We start from the raw sequence: 18,380 nt of genomic DNA on the forward strand, positions 1-18,380 counted from the left end.
GTACTGAGGTTCCTATCACGGAGCTGTTGCGCGAGCCTCAACAGATAGAATTTTTCACAAAACCCCTTGGGTAAACACACCCGCAGCAAAGCGACTAGCTCTGCTGGCTGCGAAGCTATGCCCAAACCGTATAACACACTTCAGCCCCCTGAAAGTACCCAAAACCATGAAAAACCTTATAACGTTCGGCAGTGAAAAGGCCCCTTTTCCCCCCGATTTCGTGTATCGACCCCCCCCACCCTTGGCCTGGGAGTGCTAAGCCACGTGAAATAACTAACCTGCGCACGTTCATCGACGTGCATCAGTGGGCTGACATCAAGATGTGCAACTACATCATTCGGCCGAGACAAAACCATACCGATACGGCGACCGATCCGGCAACCAAGACCTTGTTCGCTGCGAGCGCTCGAAAGCTCCATGCGAATAACGCAGCAGCCCGCATCAACTTCGCCCAGACCGCCCTACGGCAAGTGCTCGCGCATGAGGGAATAGCGGCCGGGCCGCTTCACCTCGTCACCATCACACCCGCGCGTTGTGCCTGTGCGATCAACGATGGAGGGCCAGGAACGCGGCAGATGCGGGCCGCCCGTCGGCACCGGAGTCCGGCTGCGGCCTTTGATGTCGTGACCCTGCAGCAGATCGCCCGGCAAGGAATGGGCGAGATCCCCTTTTTAGGCATGATCGAGGCCGCGTTGTTCTCGAAATGGGGCCCGGATGGCTGGAGTTTTACCGATTCGGTCAGCTGGCACTGTCACCTTCTCACCTGGGGAAAGACAAACGAGGAGGTTAGTGCGCAGGTTGCACCACTTCGCCGTAGGCATCGGAGCATGTTCGAACGCGTCTCAGCGGTTCATATCAAATCGGTCGCCTATGCCGATGTGCCTCGTCAGCTGCTCTACATCTTGAAAGCTCCGCAAAAAGTTTCGCGCGTCGGTCATTTTTCGAGAAGGCGGGCTAGCTCATACGCGAAAAAAACAAAGCCATCAGCGATGCACATTCAAAAGGATTGGCTACGAACTGGGCAACGCATTCGGATGCTCGATATCATGGGCGAGCGGCGCCTCGATCAGCTGCTTTTCGGGAACAGCGCTGGCACGGCTTTAGCTCGCATCATAAGAGCGCAAGCATCGCGGTGTGCGGGTTCGGAACAGCGCCGGCCGGTTGGTGCTGTTCACGACCGGCTCGCCTGATTTTTCGGGGACCCCGAAAAACTTGCTCTCCACCGCGCATGAGGTGCTTGCTTGTCGAGCGCCTCAACTTCCGGTTCGAAGGGTAGTTTGGCCAGCTGAGATTTTTATACTTTATCGTCTGGTCACCAATCATCGACCGTCGGCAATGTGAGGATTGTGCGGTCGCGCCAACGGGCTTGCAAACCCTCGTGGTGATCTGCGAACGCCGGATTTCTGACCCTCATGACGACCCTGATTGCCTAATCTCCCGCAGCTTCGTGCTCATAGATTTTCGTTTGACCAGCAATTTTACCGAGTAGGTTGCTTAGGCCAGCCCCCCTTATGCACCAATGCCTGTTGCAGGGCGCAGGCAAGGCCGCTGAGGCCCTTCTTGCCCTAGCCGCTGTAATGGCGGCGCGGGCCTGCTGGAGCCGTTGGCAAGGCCCTGTGGCCCCACCGGCGAGGCCCTACAAATTCGGCCCTTCGAGCGACACCACCTACGGCAGCCTCGTGGCGCCCACGGAGTTAAGGGCTCCTGCGAAATTGAAGGACTCCGCGACGCTGCCCATGGCTCCGTGGAGCGGTCGCTTCGTCACGTAAAGGCTCTGTGGTGGCACCCCGCTACCTATGGAGAAAAACTATGACCCGACTTCAACAAGCCAGGGTGCGTCGCGCGAAACTGCGCGTGTCGCAGGATCATCTCGAAATTGCCCTGGATGAGGTTATCCCGAAGCTTTCAATTCCGCCTTCGGAAGCCTTCGAGGCAGTGCTCGCCTATTCCATCGACGGTCTGGTGGCGCAGGGAACCCTTCGTGACAAGGACCAAGCGCTCGCGCTGATTTCACGCGTGCTCACCAAGCATGGAATGATCGGCTGAGAAAGGCGCCCCGGACGCTGATTGTGTCCGGGGCCACCATCGGCGACAAACTTCAGTTCAAACGCTTTCGTTCGGGCTCCACATGACCGCCAAGGCGCTGGATCAGGCACGGCGCAACTCCGTCGAGCGAAACGGTTCGAGCGTGTCGATGGCCTCGACCGGATCCTTTTTCTGATTCCAGCGGAAGTAGCGCAGGGTCACTGTCTCGGGCGTGAAGTCCATGATCAGGAAGCCGTTCTCTTCGAGAGGCTTTAGGGTTTCTTCTACGTCAAGATAATTCGGCGGCAGCGCCCCCACCCCGCGGAACTCCGAAGGCCAGCTGCCGGTGCTCGTGCCGGGCGGGCCGGACAGCACTGTCACCACCGGCTTCGCCGAGAAGTCGAGCCGCCCGCTGCGCCGCATGTAGCCCTCGGCGATGTCATGCAGGTTGCCGCTCACGACGAGTGGGATCCGCTCGGGCATCGTCGCTAACGACTGCATCAGCCGGTCGTGCGGTGCAAGCCAGCCGGAGTGCCAGTAGGGCTTCGACTTGGCCACCGAGAGTTTGCCGTTGGGTTCGAGCAGGTCGGGGTACCACTCGCCCCATTTTCCAGCGCTCCAGCCCGGAAGGTTCGGGGGCACGCTGACGACGTGTGCGACCTCGCGCGCCGCTGCGCGAGCTTTCAGCCAGCCCTCAACCTCGGGCGCGACGAAGACCGCGGTGGGGCCGGCCAGAGTCAGGGTGCGGCGCACGTCGTAGAGCAACACCTCGGCGAGGCGCCCGTAGCGCAGCGTCCCGAAGCTCTCGGATGGGCCGGACGGGCGCGAAGCCTCGCGGTCGGGACGGTCGGCGCCGGGCAGCCCGGCCGGGCGGTTCGGGTCGGGCAGAAACTCCGGGTACCACAGGCGCTGCGTCGCCCGCGCGGCCTCCAGCATGAAGGAGTCGGGCGGGAAGGTTACCACAGCGTCGGTCGCTTCGTCGTTGTCGAGGTGGTGGTGATCGTCCTGCAGGAAGAACACTGGCGTCGAGCGACACAGGGTGCCGTAGAGCGGCGCGATCTGCTCGCCGGCCTCGCGCAGCAGCGCCTCCTCGTTGGCGCCGCCGAGCAGGGGCGCGCTGCGGTTGAAGCAGGCGTAGGCGAGCGCGGCCGGGTTACCCCCGAGCTTCGGCGCGGCGCGGGGCGCGAGCAAGTCCCAGTAGACATCTCGCCGTTGGCAATCAGCGCGTTGGGGGCGAACGACAGGCCGCGACGCAGCAGGCGCTGGCGCACCGCGACGGGCAGGAACTCGAAGCCGGTGCCAGCCCGCGCGAACAGGTCGTGCCCGCCCGCACAGGAGTAGACGAGCAGGCGAAGCTTCTCGGGGCGGTCGTCAGGAGCCGGCATCGTGGCGAGGCTCCAGGGCTCGCACAGCGCCTTGCCATCGCCCGCGACCACGGCGAGGCGGTAGTGGGTGCCGGATTTCAGATCCTCGGCCTGGAACTGCCAGAAGCCACCGCGGGTATCGGTGCGCTGCCCGGGGAAGCGCTGCTGGTCGATCAGCAGTGCGGGGGCGCCGTCGAGGGGCTGGCGGAAGGACGCCTTGATGAGGATGCGGTCGTGGCTGCTGGTCGGCAGGAGGTGGGCGACCGAGCCGGGATCCCACTCGGGGGAGGCGGCCGACCTAGGCTGCGCGGTTTGGGCGCCGGCGCCGGTTGGGAGCGTCCCGAGCGCAAGGGAAGCGCCGGCACCGAGCAGTTCACGACGCGTCGTCGGCATGCCCTTCCTCCCTGTCCGCGTCGCGCGGCTTATAGTTGGTGTGAACTGTCCTCCTTCGGCTGCGTCGCCGTCAACAGGCGGTGCGAGTCTGCATAACGGCTCACCGGCCCGGCCGACAGCGGGCTGTGCCTTGCACGATGGTCGCCGAGCTTGCAGGCTCCGGTTGCGGGGTGGCTGCTGTCAGCGCCCTTCTAATGTTCCGCGAGGGCCGCATCGGCTCGGTGACAAACGCGGCCCCACGCGCCAGACTTCTCGGCAAAAGGCGATCAGGGAGGTGACGGTGAAGGCTGTGTCCGCTGTGACGCTTGCGCTCTGGATGCTCTGGGCGACGCAAGCCCAGGCTGACTGGTCAACGCCGGAGGGCACCCAGCGCGTTGTGGTGGATGGCTACCCGCTCACCTACCAAGTGACCGGCTCTGGCGAACCCCTCGTCCTGGTGCACGGCTCGTTGAACGACTACCGCATCTGGTACGCGCAGGTGCCTGAATTCGCCAAGAAGTACCGCGTCATCACGATGAGCCTGCGCCACTACTATCCCGAGAGGTGGGACGGCAAGGGTGACGACTTTTCAGTCAGTCAGCACGCCGAAGACGTCGCAGCCCTGATCAAACAGCTTGGGCTAAGCAAGGTGCACCTGCTCGGGCACTCGCGTGGGGGCGCCGTCGTGCTGATGGTCGCCAAGGCGCACCCCGAACTGATCAAGACCCTGATCCTTGAGGATGCCAGCGGCATGGAGGGCTTGCTGCCCGACACGCCTGAAAGTAGGAAGATGGCCTCCGAGACTAAGGAACTCGTCGGTGGACTGCGCCGCAATCTGGCAGATGGCAACGTCGAGAAGGCGGCTCAAGAGTTCACGGACGGGCTAGGCGGACCCGGGACCTGGGCGAAGCGCTCGCCGGCCCAACGGCAGATCCTACTCGACAATATGGGCACCGGAGTCGATAGCGGTGAGCGCGGCAACATCACCTGCGCCGACATCGCGAAATTCGACTTCCTAGTCCTGACACTCACCGGTGAGCGCAGCCCGAAGCGCTATGGCGAAGCCTTCGCCGCAGCCCAACGCTGCAACGCCGCCGTTCCAACCCCCATCGTCATCCCGAACGCCGCCCACGCCATGAACCGCGAGAACCCGGAGCCGTTCAACGCATCGGTGCTGGAGTTCCTCGCGGTGCATTAACCCGCACCCGCGCTTAGACCACAGTCGCGACTTTCGCCCCGTCCATCGTCACCGTCACCCCGGTCACGTAGCTGGCTCGCGCTGAGGCCAGGAACACCACCGTCGCCGCCACTTCCTCCGGCTCGGCCATGCGCCTGAGCGGAATACCCGCTTCGGCCTGGGCCTGCGCCTCGTCGATGCCCAGGCCCGTGAGCGCTGCCTCAGCCTGCATGCCCTCAGCGACCCGGTCGGTCCGCGTCAGCCCGGGATTGACGCCGACAACGCGCACGCCGCGCCCGGCGTAGGTTTGCGCCAGACCGGCCGTGGCGAGCATCAGGGCCGCGTTCGCCGCCCCACCCGCGACGTGCGTTGGCGCCGCCACCTTGCCGCCATTGCCGATCACGTTGACGATCACGCCGCTGCCCCGGGTCGCCATCTGCTTCACAGCCGAATCGAACATGTTGATGTAGATGAAGAGCTTCGCGTCGAAGGCAGCGCGCCAGTGCTCGGGGGGCAACTCGTCTGGCGGCGTGCGGCGGGCCGCACCGGCACTGTTGACGAGCACATCGACGGGGCCGAGTTCAGTCTCCAGTGCGTCGAGGGCAGCAAGCGCCGCGACCGGATCGCTGAGGTCGGCGGCGTACCCCGTAATCCCGCCGAGTGCCTCGCGCGCTTGGTCAAGGTTGGCTTGTGAGCGGGAGACGATTCCGATCTTCGCTCCCTCGTCACAGAAGGCGCGAGCGCAGGCCAGCCCGATGCCCTTCGAGCCGCCGGTGATGAGAACGACCTTCCCGTCGAGGCCCAATTCCATCGCCTTCTCTCATGCCGCTGCGTCGCCCATCACCTCGCGCTCGTGCCCGCCTCGGCAAATGTGCTGTCCGCACTGGAGCTTTGTGCCTTGCGCAGATGATGCGAAGCGCCGTTGTCCAAGGACCTGAGCCGAGCCGAGCCGCTCGCTTTCTGACCCTAGACTTCAGCACTGCAGGCACGGCGGTTGAGCCTGCGGCGCGCCCTCCATCGACTCGGTCGCGTAAAGGTACCGGCACGGCGACGGGCGTCGTGCGCTACGGAGCCGCGACGATGAACGACAAGACCCTCCTTGATCCCGACGATCTGCCTGAATGGGCTTGGGAGATCGCCGAGCGATATGACCTCATTCCGCGTAGCGACTCGCCATATACGGGTGCCATGGCGTTGGTGATGGATGCGGCCTGCGACCTGAAGAAACTGAGCCGTCGCCTCCGCCGCAAGCCCTGTCTTACGAACGAGATGGTACAGGAAGTCGCCACCTGTGCCGCCATGCTCGCCGATGCTGCTAAGCTCGCGTCGCTTATGCCCGAGCAATTGAGCACCAAGGAAGACGCCAAGGTCGACGATCGCACACAGTGTTCGGTCCGTGCCACGCGCAAATAGATCCGCATCGTGGCGGCCGCCCGCAGCTGAGACGCGAGCGGTCGCCACGCGGCCTCCTTCAAGCGGAGCGATCTCGGGCTTTTCTGGCAGGGTTTGGCCGAAAGCGGAATGACCGCTTCGGAGTAGGCCAGCCGGAAAAGCGAGCCGCCTTCTACCGACCCAACCTCGTTGGGGACCTATTGTAGTCTGCTTCGAAGCAGTCAGTGCGCTGGGAACGAACCCCAAGGAATTCCTCGACGAGATCGTGCGGACCTGCGAACCAACGGCGGATGATGCGTCGCTTCGGACTACTTTCTGCCCTGGATGGTCACGTCGGCCATGATCGACCAATCCCGCTCGCCCAGACCCGCCTCGACGGCCAGCGTCATCTGCCCGCGGACCACGTCCAACATCGGCAGCCGTCGTCCGGCGGCTTCGGCAGCCTCGCTCGCCAGTCCCAGGTCCTTGAGACCGAGGCTCGCCTTGAAGCCGGGCTCGTAGGTCTTCTCGCTGATCTGACGGCTGTAGACCTCGTAGGATCGGCTGCCGAACAGCGTGCCGAGAATGAGTTCGAAGAAGGTCTCGCGCGGCAGGCCGTTCGCTTCGGTCAGCACCACCGCCTCGGCCATCGCCTCGATCGCCATGGTGATCATCATGTTGCAGGCAATCTTCGCCGCGTTGGCCCTTGGGGCTCCTCACCGAGATCCTAGACCTTCTTGGACAACACGTCGAACAGGGGGCGCACGCGCTCGACCGCATCCCGTGGGCCTGCGGCGAGCACGTTGAGTTCGCCCTTCGCGGCCACGTCCGGCCGGCCAAGCACGGGGGCGGAGACGTAGGCGAGACCGGCCTGCGCGTGATGCGCCGCGAGTTCCTCCGCAAACGCGACCGAGATCGTGGACATCACGACGTGCACGACGCCCTCGCGAGCGCCCTGCAACGCGCCGCCGTCGAGGATCGTCGCGCGGATGGCGGCGTCGTCCGACAGCATGGTGAGGACGGCCTCCGCCTGGAAGGCCTCGGCGGCCGAGGTCAGCACGTGGACGCCGAGCTGGTCCGCGGCGATGGGCGAGCGATTCCAGGCGGAGACCGCGTGCCCGGCCGCGACGAGGTTGCGGGCGATGGCAATGCCCATATGACCGAGACCGATGAGTGAAACACGCATGGCGTGATCCTTGTCGGGGTCTTCCGATTCCAGGGCGGCAAGGCTGCGTCGCGGAGCGATCGAACGGCGTCTCCGCAATGCCCGTGCAAGTCGCGGCCAGCCCCGCCCGCACTCGGCAGACGGGGACCTGGATCGGTCCACGCCCGCCGATGAGATCTACGCGTTCGCACCGCCGTCGACGGTGATGGCGGTGCCGGTGATCTGACGCGCTGCCGGGCTCGCCAGGAACGCCACCGAGGCCGCGATGTCCTCGGGCTTCCCGTAATGGCCGAGCGCGGTCATCGACCGCTGCATGTCTGACTGCGCCCCATCCGCTGGGTTCATGTCGGTGTCGGTCGATCCCGGCTGCACGAGGTTGACGGTGATGCCGAGCGGACCAAGTTCGCGTGCCAGCCCCCGCGTGAACGAGAGCAGGGCCGATTTCGACATCGAGTAGACTGTCACACCGGGGAATGGGACCCGCTCCCCGAGACATGAGCCGATGGAGATGATCCGACCGCCCTCCTTGAGGTGCGGGATCGCGGCCTGCGACGCCAACACGACCGAGCGGACGTTGACGTCGAGGATGGCGTCGATGTCGGCGAGGCTCATCTCGGCCACCGGGCCGCCACGGGCGATGCCGGCGTTGTTGATGAGGACGTCGAGTCCGCCGAGGCTTTCGGCCGCTTCGTCGATCGAACGCTTCACCGCCGATGCGTCCGCACTGTCGGCCTGGATGGCGATGGCACGGCGGCCCTTCGCCTCGATGGCGCGGACGACTTCGGCCGCCCGTTCGGCGGATCGCTCGTAGGTGATGGCGACGTCCGCGCCCCGGTCGGCGAGTGCCAGGGCGATGGCTGCGCCGATGCCGCGTGATGCGCCGGTCACCAGGGCGCGCTTGCCTGCCAGTTCGCTCATGGCTCGATCTTTCTGTTGTGAACGATACAGAATGCGCTAAATGCGTTGTCGAACCTGGTCAACGGATTTATCTAACGATCGATGCAGAAATCGAGTCCGACGTCAGCTGAAGCGGAGGCAGCACCGGCCCGCGGGCGCGGTCGGCCCCGCGCCTTCGATCGGCAGGCGGCCCTTGGCAGGGCGATGCGGTTGTTCTGGTGCCGGGGCTTTGCTGCGACCTCCATCTCCGACCTCACTGCAGCGATGGGGATCGGCTCGCCGAGCCTCTACGCGGCGTTCGGCTCGAAGGAGGCCCTCTACGCCGAGGCTCTTCGCCACTACGCCGAGCAGTACGAGGCGATGGCCTGGGCCAATTTCGCCGCAGCACCGACCGCCCGAACGGCCGTCGAGGCGCTCCTGATGGATTCGGCCGCGGCCCTCACGGGATTCTGCGGACGCGAGGAGCCGCTCGGTTGCATGGTGACGCTGTCGGCGGCCGGCAGCGAAGGGCACGCCGAACTTGGCGAACTGGTGCGGACGGCCCGGGCGATCGGACTCAAGGCGGTCCGGGAACGGCTTGATCGCGCGGTCGCGGAAGGCGATCTCGACGCCTCGGTGGACGTTCCGGGGCTCGCCCGTTTCGTGATGACGGTGCAGAACGGCATGTCGCTCCAGGCTCGCGATGGAGCCAGCCGGGAGGAGCTTGAGGTTGTCGCTCGCCTCACGATGTCGGGGTGGGACGCTCGGGTCGGCCGCTGAAGCCTATTGACCCGATGCAAATGCCGGCGAAAGTCGTGGTCGTTCGGACCGGGTGCCAGGAGGCGACTGGATTTGGCCGAAAGCAGCATGTCCGCTTCGGAGAAAATTCGTTGAAAAAGTACACGCGCGGCGTGGCCCAACTGCACGCCTCTACCGACGGCTCGCTGGGCGCGGCCATCGCCTTCATGACCTAGATCTGGCTTTCCACCGTCGTGCTGCTGGGGACCAAGCTCAACGCCGGGATGGAGCATCAGACCACCCGGAACACCACGACTGGCGGTCAGAAGCCTATCGGCGCCCGCCAGGTACGGATGGCAGACACCGTCGCGTCAGCGTAACTCAACGAAGATTGCACGGTCCCGAGCCACGTCGGTCGCCGTCGAGGCTTAGGCGTCCGAGCCGTTCCCGCCGGCATAGGCGCATCGGTTCGGTATGAGATCGGTCCGGCTTCGGGAAAAGCCGGACCCAATCGCCTCGACCTAGTCGTACGGGTCGTAGGCCGGCCCGTACCCGTAGCCGACCGGACGCTGCCCGAACCGGTGCGGTCTGTAGTAGCCATCGCGCTCCACCACGACATCGCGGACCAAGGGGCGCGGGCGGTACACCACAGGCTGCTCCTCGATGACCTCGCGTACGACCCGGCGCGGGGGCACGACCGGACGCTCGACCACCACCTCGCGTACCACCTCGTGCGGTGGCAACAAGACGCGGCGCTCGATCACAGTACGGCGGGTCACGATCGTCTCGGGCGCATCGTAGGCGTCGTAGCCGTAACCACCGGCCCGGGCAGCGGTGCTGCCGAGTAGCCCACCGGTTCCGAGTGCGGCGGCCAGCGCCGCCAGTGCGATCTTTCTCATGGTCTCGTCTCCTCGAACGTCCGCGGCCGCGCGGGGCGGCTTGCCACTGGAACGCAGGAAGGCGGCGTTTGGCCGATTCCGGGAAGTTCGCGCCTTAGTCGCAGCCACCTTGGTAGCCGGCTAGCGGAGCCCCAATGCGCTGACCGCAGGCGTCACCGCGGCTTCTTGGTCGAGGCTGAGACCGCTCTCTGCCGGTGCAGCCTGGCCCTGCTCATCCCCACCGTAGCTGACGCCTGAAGCCTCAATAGGTCAACGTGGCTCGGATGCCGACGACCGTGGCGTTCTTGATGTGTTGTCCGGTCGGATCACGCGGATCGGGGATGTTGCCCCCCGGGTGGAAGACGTACTGCAGGTTCGGTTGCACCGTGACCCCCGGTCCCAGGACCGCCTGATACGTCGCCTCGATCAGCGCCTCGAACCGGCGTCGCGGCATCGCGATACCCGTCTCCAGGATGGTATCCCTGTCGGCCCCCCGGGCGGATGGCGAGATGCGCGCGTAGGACACGGCCACGCCGGCGGTGTCGTTATTGCGCGTGGGCAGCAGCCCGCGGTAACCGATGCCCGCGTCAATGTAGAGGTCGACCAAGTTGCGGTCGCCGGGCGAGCCCACGGCGCGCACGAACGCGCTCGCGCCCTCGTCATCCTTGCCCGGCTCGCGGTACACGGTCTGGTCGATGATCCCGTAAATGCCGTCGTTGCCTCTGAAGCGTCGCGCGATACCGGTCGTCGATGGATCCGCGAAGGAGCGGCCTGTGTTGTCGACCCTCAGCGAGTCGAACCGGCCGAAATGGTGCCAGCCCCCAACCGTCACCGTCCCTGGCTCCTCCAGGACCCTGCCGGATCGGTCCCGCTCCTCGACATTGTAGGCGTACGCGGCCTCCGCGATCAGGAACGGCGGGTCCGACAGCCGGAAGTTCGTCCCGGTGCGGTCACGTCGCTGGGGGTCCGAGTCGTTCCACGTCTGCGCCGGCCCGGCCGGGTCGCCGTCGAACAGGCCGACCTGGAACGAGAGGTTCGGGCTCGGGAGATATTTCACCCGAACGGCCGGGGCGCCGAATGGGTAGGCAGGCCCGCCGCTCGGCAGGTTCGTGCCGGCGATGGTCGGCCAGCCGAACGTCGAGTTGATGAACAGCGTCGCGGTCTGGCTTACGAGGAACTCGGTGTCGGCCGCGACCTGGCCGACCTTGATCGCCAACCCGCCGTCGAAAAGCTGCTGCTCGACCCACAACTCGTACAGACGGGTCGATGGCAGCGCCTCCAGCTCGCTCACCACGGCGAGGTCGTTCACCGCCGCCCGGGTCAAACCCGCGCCGTTGATCTGATACGCCTCGGCGCGGAACGCCAGGCCCTTCCACCCCGCGAGCCGGTCGAGGTCCACGTCGAGCTGCATGTCGAGACGGCCGAGCACTGTCGCGGTCCGCCGCGTGCCGCCGTTCGTGTCCCCGAGGATGTCGGCGATGGCGTTGAAGCTGAGAACGACGCCACGGTCGGATAGGAAGCGGCGCAGGCCGGTTGGGTCCGCCGCGTCGCCCAGCGTCGCATGGATCGAGGTCGTGGCGACAGCCGACGGCTTGCCCGACACTTCCGGCTGGGCCACCGAAGTGCGGGGGTCTCCGCCCGCGCCGGTGTTTGCCGCTTGCGTCCAGCCATCCGCCGGCGTCAGGCAACCAATCACCACGGCGGTTGCGACCGCGGCGCGGAGCATGACGGACGTCCGGGACCGAGCGAAGCTGGCGTCGTACGGGCCCGGTCCGGTCACGAACCCATGCGCCCGGTCGTCGACGGTCGGCGGGCATCGCGCTGGTAGGTCTAGGCACACACGCATGACGCTCGACGGCCACTCGCGGTTTGCGCGCTTGGTACAACCGTATCAACGGGCGTGGGACGGACGAAGCGAAAACCGCACGCGGCCGACCGATGATGCCTGACAACCGTATCACCGCGCCCTGAGGCATGACCGAGATCGTTCTACGGCAGACGACGCATCATGCCATCCACCGCGGTGCCGCTCATTCACGAGGCGCGCGGATACCGAGGATGCGGATGAGCCCGTACGCGAGCACGGCGGAGCCGAGCGACAGCAGCAGCACGATGAGCGTTCCGTGCGGGTTGTCGGCCAGCGGTAGGCCCTTTGTGTTGACCCCGAAGAAGCCCGTGATGAACGTCGGGGGCAGGAACAGCGCCGTGAGCACCGACAGGGTGTAGAGCTGCCGGTTCGACTGATCGGCCACGCGTGCTGAGAGCTCCTCCTGCAGGAGTCGGCTGCGCTCGGCGATCAGGTTCATGTCGCGGTCGAGGGCGTCGAGGCGCTGCGCGATGCGGCCCGCCACCGTCATGGCCTGAGGCGGTAGGTCCTGAGTAGCCCCATCGTCCTCCAGCCGATGGAACACGGCACAGAGCCCGAGGAGCTGACGGTGCAGGCGCACTGCGTCGCGGCGGATCGGGCCCAGGCGCCTGCGGTCGCCGCGCACGCGCTCGTCGAGGATGTGGTCCTCAATACCGTCAACTTCGTCCGAGAGCTTGCCGCCCGAGGCGGCGATGGAGGCGATGACGTAGCCGATCAAGGTCTCCAGCAACAGGACGGGCGAGGCGATGCGCACGCCCTCCGCCGCGGCCGCACGGGTGGCCTCCGGGCTCTCGACGGGCTTCCGCCGACCGCTGACCAGTGCGCGGGGCCCCATGACGAAGTGCAGGCGGCCGGTGACGTCGTCCTGTTCCGTGCCGTCCGCGACGCGGCTGAGGTCGGCCACGACCCCGCCGACATGGTCGCCCTCGACCGTGATGCGCTGGTGCTCATCCGGTCCGAAGGCCGACGTCGCCAGCCGCTGCGGCCCGAGCTGTCCCTGGCCGATGGCCGCGTCGAGTTCCGCCCTCCCCAGGTCGAAGTGCAACCACAGGAAGCCCGCGCCGAACGCCCCGAGATCCGGGAGGTCGACGGCTGCATCGACGATGTGCCCGCAGCCGTCCGCGTCGAAGCGCATCGCCCAGAGCAGGCCGGCTAGCCGGTCCGCCCGGAGCCTGGTCCCGTTCTCCGGCGTCGGCGATGTCATCCGCGTCCGGACCTCTGACGACATGGGCACATCTCCCGAGCGGCCACGGAGGGCCGCTTCCCAAGCCTACGTCTCAGTCCCGCCCTTCGATGAGCCCGAGCAGGAGGCCGTTATTAGACGACCTCGAACGCCCGGCGGCCGGATGGAACGGCTGGACTGCGACCCGCGGCGTCCACCGCCTTCAAGCAGGCCTCGACGCCATCGCGCAGCGAGGAGACGTAGAAGTCCGCGCCGACCTCGCGGCCGATGGCGGCGTCGGTGAGCACCTTCTCGCCCACCGGCCAGAGCCCGACCAGCACCAGCATGTGCGGGGCACGCCGCTTCAGGCGCTCCAGCAGGTAGCGCAGGTGCGCCGGGTTGCCGGAGATGTCGAGGTAGGAGATGCACACCATCGCAACCCCGGTCAGGTCGAGGTCGCGGATGCGCTCGCGCGAGACTGCTTCGTAGCCGGCGACCCGGGCGCCGAGCCCGTGCTTGCGCAGCAGTTGAGCCAACATTGCCGAGGACGCCTCGTCGAGGGGGCCGCGCCCGGCCACGCACAGCACGGGCGCCTCACCGCGCCACGCTTCCGGGAGCGCGTCCCGCGGTGGGGCCTGGCCCGGCACGGCCTCGTTCTTCGGGTGCGACCGCTCGGCCAGGGTCTGCGTCTCGTTCGGATTGACCGTCTTGTTCTCGCCCTTCGGCTCGACGTCCTCGTGATCCTCAAAGTCGTCGACCAGGGAGCGGGAGGAGGCGCGGATGTTCTCCAGCTGCGCCGGCGTGACCACGCCACGCGCGTAGTCGTTGGCGGCGAGCTGCAGGCCCTTGAGCGCGACCTCGTCGTAGTACGACGACAGCGAGCGCTCCTTTAGCATCGCATCGGCGAGGTCGCGCACCTCGTCCGGATCGCCGGCCAGCATGCGCTGGTAGAAGTTCTCCACGGGCGTCAGCGGCGGCCGGTCTCCCAACAGGATGTCGAAGAACTCCAAGCTGTCGACGTGCCGGCCGAGCACAACGAGGCAGACCGTGAACGGCGTGGCCAGGATCAGGCCGATCGGCCCCCACAGGAAGCCCCAGAACAGGGTCGAGACGATCACCGCGAAGGGCGAGAGCCCGGTGGAGTGGCCGTAGAGCAGCGGCTCGACCACCTGCCCGAACACCGGCTCGGCGATCAGGAACAGCGCCGCGGTCTCGATGACCATCGACCAGCCCGGGTCGACGGCAGCCGCCAGTGCCACCGGGAACACCCCCGAGACGAAGGCACCGATGTACGGGACGAAGCGCATGATGGCCGAGAACACGCCCCACAGGAGCGGGTTGGGCACGCCAATGAACCACAGGCCAACCCCGACGATCACCCCGAAGGTGGCGTTCATGCCGAGCTGGGCGAGAAAATAGGTGCCGAGCCGCCCCGCCGCATCGTCCATGGCCACTGTCGTACGGTGGAGGTCGCTCGACCCGAACAGGCGGATCATGCGGTTGCGCAGGTCCTCACGCTGCAGCAGCAGGAACACGACGACGACGAGGACGATGAACACGTCGGTCAGCGGCGACACGACCGGGCCGAGCACCTTCTCGGCCAGCGCCAGCGGCGAGGGTTCGGCCTCCTGGACGCGTACGAGCTGCGCCTTGGGCGTGTCGCCGGCCGGTCCGGTCTCCGCCGTGGTGCCGGCGGCATCAGCCTTCCGGGTGGCATCCTGGACCTCATGGCTGACCTTGCCGAGGACCCGATTGGCCTCGCCGAGCCAGCCCTGCTGCAGGCCCGCGACCTTCTTCTGCACGGTGGCCTGGTACTGCGGCAGGTTGCCGGCGAGCCCGGCGACCTGGGTGCCGATGACCGCGCCGATAGCCCCTATGACGCCCAGCGCGAGCAGGACGGCGACGATGACCGACGGCACCCGCCCGAGCTTGATCCGGCGCAGCAGGCTGACCACCGGGGCCAGGACGAAGCTGAGAAGGACGGCGAGCACGAGGGGAATGAACACCTCGCGCCCGAAATACAAGGCTGCCACGAGCACGACGCCGACCGACAGGGTCAGCAGGCCGCGCAGGCCAGGTACGAGCGGCGGCGGTACCTGGGCGGGCGGCTTTGGGACTTCCGTCACGTCGGTCGGCATACGTTGGCTTCCTCCCCGCCAGATACCAGGCAGCCTTCCCATAACGTCGCCGGCCCCCCTTTCGTCCCACCATCCCTCGCTGTGCGCAGCATCGCCCTGGAACGACCTGCACGCACCCTTTTCATGGCATGCGACCCGGCAGATATCTCGCCTGGACCGGTGTCCCCGGAATGGAGGGTCATCCAGGCGCATCCGGTGTGGCGACACCGTCGCCCTCGATACGTTCGGCCCGACGCCGATGGTGCTGCCGCTCAACGTGCGCCCGGAGAGACAGCACGACTCGCATTCGTGCCAGCTCATCGCGTTCGACCCGTCGGTTCCGAACAGGCAGTTCCGCGACCGGTTCGGCAACGTTGCCACGCGCATCCTCGTCCCGGGGGCCGCATCGCCATATCGGCGGACTTCGAAATCGATGGTGATGGCCGGCCGGACGACTATGGGCCCGAGGCACGGCAGATCCCGGTCCAGGACCTCCCGGACGAGGAGCTGCCGTTCCTTGCCCGGCTCGCGCCACTGCGACACCGATAAGCTGTTCTAAACGGCCTAGAGTCTGTTCGGCGGCACGCCCGAAGGCTGGCTGCGCTTGGACTACATGCAGTCGGATGCCACCTGCAGCGCCTTCGACGGCCAGGGCCAGCAGGTCGGCATGTGCCGCGACTTCGCCCACCTCGCCATCGCGCTCTACCGGTGCATAACCATCCCGGCGCGCTACGCCACCAGCTACCTCGGCGACATCGGCGTACTGAAGGACTCGGCGCCGATGAATTTTTCCGCCTGGTTCAATGTTTACCTCGAGGGTCTGACTGGGCACCGTTGGTAAACGTTCGACGCCCGGCACAATCGGCCTCGGATCGGCCGCATCGTCATGGCCTGTGACCGCGACGCGACCGACTGCGCGATCACGACCAGCTTCGGACCGGTCCCGCTGGCGGGTTTGTCGTGCACAACAACGAGATCCTCGTTGGGGCGTGACCTACGGGTCGGTCGCGCGGGGAGGTAGGGCCGTGCGCAGGTTCATGGAAGCCATTTCGGGCCACAGTTTCGGCCGGGTTGCCCGCTACGTCATGCCCGTGGCAGCGGTCGCAGTCGCCACGTTGCTGCGCTTCCTCGCGCCGCTCGATACCGCCCCGTTCCTCCTCTACCTGCCGCTCGTCTTCCTGGCCGTGCTCGCCCTGGGCCGGGGGCCGGGCTTCCTGGCGGTCGGGGTCTCACTCTTTGCCGCTGCGTGGTTTTTCCTTCGCTCGGACGAGTCGGTCTCGCTCAGCCTCGGGCAGGTCATCGCCTTGGCTCAGTACCTGGTCGTCGCTGGAGCCATGGTGTTGGTGTGCGATGCCCTTCGCCGTTCGATGGTCGAGCGGGAGGAGACACTCGGCCGGCTCGACGCCGCCAACTCCGGCCTGCGCACGAGCCAGGCGGCGCTGGAGGATGCACGCCGCGACGCCGAAGCCGCTCGCGAGGCGGCCGAGGACGCCAACCGGGCCAAGAGCAGTTTCCTCGCCAACATGAGCCACGAGCTACGCACGCCTTTGTCGGCGGTGATCGGATATTCCGAGATGCTGGAGGAGGAGGCGGAGGAACTCGGTCAAGACAGCCTCCTGAAGGACCTCGGCAAGATCAAAGCCAACGCCAAGCATCTGCTCGGGTTGATCAACGACGTGCTCGACCTGTCGAAGGTCGAGGCCGAGAAGATGGAGACCTACGCAGAGGACGTCGACGTAGAGGCGTTCGTGCGCGACGCCGCCGGCACAGTCGACGCGCTGGTCGGCAAGAAGGGCAACCGTCTTGTCATCGATCTCGGGGACGGTCTCGGTCGCGCGCACACCGACGCGACCAAGCTGCGCCAGTGCCTGTTCAACCTGCTCTCGAATGCCGCCAAGTTCACGGAGGCCGGGACCATCACCCTGCGGGTGCGCCGGAACGCAATCCCAGAGGGTGATCGGTTGACTTTCTCGGTCGAGGATACGGGTATCGGCATGACGTCAGACCAGGTCGAGCGCCTGTTCCAGCGCTTCGTCCAGGCAGACGGCAGCACGACGAGACGGTTCGGCGGGACCGGGCTAGGCCTCGCCCTGACGAAGGCGTTCGCCGAGCTGCTGGGTGGCAGCATCACGGTGGAGAGCGACATCGGGCGCGGCACGCGCTTCATCCTTACCGTTCCGGCGACGCTATCCGAGGCCATCGGGGACGTGCCGGAGGAGGTGGCCGGAGAGAGCCTCGGAAGTGGCGCACGAGGCTTGGTCCTTGTCATCGACGACGAGGCGAGCCAGCGCGACCTCATGGGGCGTTTCCTGACCCGCCAGGGCTTCTCGGTACGCACGGCCATGGATGGGCGCACGGGGCTGGACCTAGCGCAGACCCTCGCGCCGCGGGTGATCCTGCTCGACGTGATGATGCCGGAGGTGGATGGCTGGACGGTGCTCGCGACCCTGAAAAACAACCCGGTCACCCGGGACATCCCAGTGGTGATGGTCAGCTTCGTCGCCGATGCAGCGCTGAGCGCCTCGCTCGGTGCGGCGGACGCGGTTCCGAAGCCAGTAGATTGGGTGCGACTGAAGGGTGTGCTCGACCGGCTCGGGACAGGGGCAGGCGATGTCCTCGTCGTCGATGACGATGCGGACATGCGCGAGCGGCTTCGGTCTGTTCTCGAACGCAACGGCTGGTCCGTGCGCGAGGCCGGTGACGGGGCGGAAGCGCTCGATAAAGTCCGCGAGGCGACGCCGCGCCTCGTGCTCCTCGACCTGACCATGCCGGTGATGGATGGCTTCTCGTTCCTTCACCTCCTCAGGGACATGCCGGGCTGCGTCGAGATCCCGGTCGTCGTCCTGAGCGCCCGCGACGTCACCACCGACGAACGTCGGCAACTCGCCGAGGCTGACCGCGTCCTGCGCAAGGGTGACACCAGCCTTCAGGATATCGCCACCGAGTTGCGCCGGCTCGATGACCGCCAGCGCGAGGGTAACGACACCATGCCGTCCGTCGAGGCGTGAGGGCGGGCCACTTGTCCGAGCCGCCATCGGGTTCGCCAACGTGGTCGCCCAGGTGGTGGGGCTTCTCCTACCGAATCCCGACCACCGGCGCACCGGCCATTCACGGAGCTCTGGAGGACGTCTCTTTTGCCTGCGATGATGCTCCTAGGCTTCGCATCAATGGGGTAGGCGTCAGGTTAGCGGGCTGAACTTGATGCACCGCCGACATCGATAGCGGTAAGACGTAGTTCGCTCGCCAAGAGCAGGGTTACTATAAATAC

General features: G+C 66.4%; 15 protein-coding genes and 2 pseudogenes. 8 read left to right on the plus strand and 9 right to left on the minus strand.

The features are described from left to right. The first annotated feature begins 320 nt into the window (after positions 1-320). Together OXS49_RS05360 and OXS49_RS05365 are read left to right on the plus strand one after the other, a co-directional pair. Positions 321-1,190 (plus strand): hypothetical protein, encoded by an 870-nt coding sequence (locus tag OXS49_RS05360; protein ID WP_267422490.1) that lies wholly within the window; start codon positions 321-323, stop codon positions 1,188-1,190. Between the two features lie 619 nt (positions 1,191-1,809). Beyond that, the gene (locus OXS49_RS05365; protein WP_267422492.1) at positions 1,810-2,046 is read left to right on the plus strand and encodes a hypothetical protein; all 237 of its coding nucleotides are present in this window, start codon (positions 1,810-1,812) and stop codon (positions 2,044-2,046) included. 102 nt (positions 2,047-2,148) lie between these two features. Here OXS49_RS05365 and OXS49_RS05370 read toward each other — a convergent pair whose 3' ends face one another. Continuing rightward, positions 2,149-3,216: a hypothetical protein gene (locus OXS49_RS05370; RefSeq protein WP_267422495.1), complete on the minus strand. Its 1,068-nt coding sequence runs from the start codon at positions 3,214-3,216 to the stop codon at positions 2,149-2,151. Positions 3,217-4,062: 846 nt separating this feature from the next. Between OXS49_RS05370 and OXS49_RS05375 the strand changes: the two genes are divergently transcribed. Beyond that, positions 4,063-4,959, plus strand: a complete 897-nt coding sequence (locus tag OXS49_RS05375) for an alpha/beta hydrolase (RefSeq protein ID WP_267422497.1) — start codon at positions 4,063-4,065, stop codon at positions 4,957-4,959. 13 nt (positions 4,960-4,972) lie between these two features. Here OXS49_RS05375 and OXS49_RS05380 read toward each other — a convergent pair whose 3' ends face one another. Next, the gene (locus OXS49_RS05380) at positions 4,973-5,749 is read right to left on the minus strand and encodes an SDR family oxidoreductase (protein WP_267422499.1); all 777 of its coding nucleotides are present in this window, start codon (positions 5,747-5,749) and stop codon (positions 4,973-4,975) included. A gap of 269 nt (positions 5,750-6,018) precedes the next feature. On the opposite strand from OXS49_RS05380, the gene OXS49_RS05385 reads away from it, so the two are divergent. Next, a complete protein-coding gene (locus OXS49_RS05385; RefSeq protein ID WP_267422501.1) occupies positions 6,019-6,351 on the plus strand; it encodes a hypothetical protein in 333 nt (110 codons plus the stop codon). Between the two features lie 287 nt (positions 6,352-6,638). Here the strand turns inward: OXS49_RS05385 and OXS49_RS05390 are convergent, their stop codons facing one another. The 3 genes from OXS49_RS05390 to OXS49_RS05400 form a co-directional block, all read right to left on the minus strand. Next, entirely contained in the window at positions 6,639-6,986 is a 348-nt protein-coding gene (locus tag OXS49_RS05390; protein WP_267422503.1) for an NAD-binding protein, read from the minus strand. Between the two features lie 50 nt (positions 6,987-7,036). Then, the gene (locus tag OXS49_RS05395; RefSeq protein ID WP_267422506.1) at positions 7,037-7,495 is read right to left on the minus strand and encodes an NAD(P)-binding domain-containing protein; all 459 of its coding nucleotides are present in this window, start codon (positions 7,493-7,495) and stop codon (positions 7,037-7,039) included. Between the two features lie 156 nt (positions 7,496-7,651). Beyond that, positions 7,652-8,392 carry an SDR family oxidoreductase gene (locus OXS49_RS05400; RefSeq protein ID WP_267422509.1) on the minus strand — a complete coding sequence of 247 codons (741 nt, stop codon included), beginning with the start codon at positions 8,390-8,392 and terminating at the stop codon, positions 7,652-7,654. Positions 8,393-8,473: 81 nt separating this feature from the next. Here OXS49_RS05400 and OXS49_RS05405 point away from each other — a divergent pair, with 81 nt between their 5' ends. Both OXS49_RS05405 and OXS49_RS05410 read left to right on the plus strand, forming a co-directional pair. Beyond that, positions 8,474-9,130, plus strand: coding sequence for a TetR/AcrR family transcriptional regulator (locus OXS49_RS05405; protein WP_267422511.1), 657 nt, complete (start codon positions 8,474-8,476; stop codon positions 9,128-9,130). Between the two features lie 152 nt (positions 9,131-9,282). After that, positions 9,283-9,468: pseudogene (locus OXS49_RS05410) on the plus strand (hypothetical protein); the annotation flags it as partial. Between the two features lie 141 nt (positions 9,469-9,609). Here the strand turns inward: OXS49_RS05410 and OXS49_RS05415 are convergent. From OXS49_RS05415 to OXS49_RS05430, 4 genes are all read right to left on the minus strand, one after another. Further along, positions 9,610-9,987, minus strand: coding sequence for a hypothetical protein (locus OXS49_RS05415; RefSeq protein ID WP_267422513.1), 378 nt, complete (start codon positions 9,985-9,987; stop codon positions 9,610-9,612). Positions 9,988-10,228: 241 nt separating this feature from the next. Next, positions 10,229-11,692 carry a carbohydrate porin gene (locus OXS49_RS05420; protein WP_267422515.1) on the minus strand — a complete coding sequence of 488 codons (1,464 nt, stop codon included), beginning with the start codon at positions 11,690-11,692 and terminating at the stop codon, positions 10,229-10,231. Positions 11,693-11,996: 304 nt separating this feature from the next. Then, positions 11,997-13,061 carry a transporter gene (locus OXS49_RS05425; RefSeq protein WP_267422517.1) on the minus strand — a complete coding sequence of 355 codons (1,065 nt, stop codon included), beginning with the start codon at positions 13,059-13,061 and terminating at the stop codon, positions 11,997-11,999. 89 nt (positions 13,062-13,150) lie between these two features. Next, positions 13,151-15,133 carry an AI-2E family transporter gene (locus tag OXS49_RS05430; protein WP_267422520.1) on the minus strand — a complete coding sequence of 661 codons (1,983 nt, stop codon included), beginning with the start codon at positions 15,131-15,133 and terminating at the stop codon, positions 13,151-13,153. 238 nt (positions 15,134-15,371) lie between these two features. Here OXS49_RS05430 and OXS49_RS05435 point away from each other — a divergent pair. Together OXS49_RS05435 and OXS49_RS05440 are read left to right on the plus strand one after the other, a co-directional pair. Next, positions 15,372-16,133: pseudogene (locus OXS49_RS05435) on the plus strand (transglutaminase family protein). A 4-nt stretch (positions 16,134-16,137) separates the two neighbouring features. After that, on the plus strand, positions 16,138-18,120 hold the full coding sequence (locus tag OXS49_RS05440; protein WP_267422523.1) for a response regulator: 1,983 nt from the start codon (positions 16,138-16,140) through the stop codon (positions 18,118-18,120). The last annotated feature ends 260 nt before the right edge of the window (positions 18,121-18,380 follow it).

It is taken from the genome of Methylobacterium sp. GC_Met_2 (assembly GCF_026540795.1).
GTDB lineage: Bacteria > Pseudomonadota > Alphaproteobacteria > Rhizobiales > Beijerinckiaceae > Methylobacterium.